The organism is Alteromonas sp. 14N.309.X.WAT.G.H12 (assembly GCF_036697315.1).
GTDB lineage: Bacteria > Pseudomonadota > Gammaproteobacteria > Enterobacterales > Alteromonadaceae > Alteromonas.
On record NZ_JBAHZB010000022.1, the window covers coordinates 1 to 1,070 of the forward strand.

The window sequence follows — 1,070 nt, forward strand, 5'->3', positions numbered from 1 at the left end:
ATACGGGGGCGATTTACAAGATGCGTTATACCCGGAACGTCAACCTACCTTGGTAAACAGTTGGTTTGATCACGACCCACGGGTAGACTGGTTACTGGATTTCTTACCTACCGTACGTCCGGCCAAGGTACTGCTTATTTGTGCCAGCAAAGTCACCGCGCAACAACTCGGTGAAGTGATCCGGGTGCGCAGTGGCATTCGACATAGTGTTTTTCATGAAGGCATGAGCATTGTAGAACGGGACAAAGCGGCCCATTACTTTTCTGATCCCGAAGACGGGGCGCAAATTCTGCTGTGTAGCGAAATAGGCAGCGAAGGACGTAACTTCCAATTCGCCCATCATCTGGTGTTGTTTGATTTACCCCTCACCCCGGATTTATTAGAGCAGCGCATAGGACGATTGGATCGTATTGGGCAAACCAAAGATATTCAAATTCACGTTCCTTACATTGATCAAACGGCGCAGGCGGTGTTGCTGCAATGGTATCAAGACGGTCTGGATGCCTTTACCCATACCTGTCCAACGGGTTCGGGGGTTTTTGCCAAGGTAAAAGAGCAGCTCATCGCCGCTTGTTTAGATCCTGAAGATCAAGAGGCCATCGATAGCTTAATTGCCGAGACACAAGTCTATAACGCCACCTTAAAAGCCCAACTCGAAGAAGGGCGGGATCGCTTATTGGAGCTCAATGCCTCGGGAGAAGGCCGGGTGGACAGCCTCATTGAGGAAATCGTTGACCAAGATGCCTCTGTGGAGTTGTCCCGTTTTATGGGCAGACTCCTAGATGCCTTAGGTGTGAATCAAGAAGAAAAAGGCAATGATTGCTTTATTTTGAAGCCCTCTGAGTCCATGGTAAATCACCTCCCAGGGCTTGATCCTGAAGGCATGACAGTCACCTATCGAAGACGTATTGCTACCACCTTAGAACACGTGCATTTTCTAAGCTGGGATCATCCTTTGGTACACAACGCCATCGATATGGTGCTGTCTGATGTGCTTGGTAAAGCCAGCGTGGGCTTTATTGCCGACAAGTCGCTTCCCAAAGGCGCTTACTGGTTAGAAACCTTGTATG

General features: G+C 49.2%; 1 protein-coding gene. It reads left to right on the forward strand.

What is annotated here, in order from left to right; all coding sequences use genetic code 11:
* Positions 1-1,070: helicase-related protein (locus V5298_RS08580; RefSeq protein WP_332931048.1), on the forward strand; the 1,070-nt coding region annotated here is incomplete at both ends.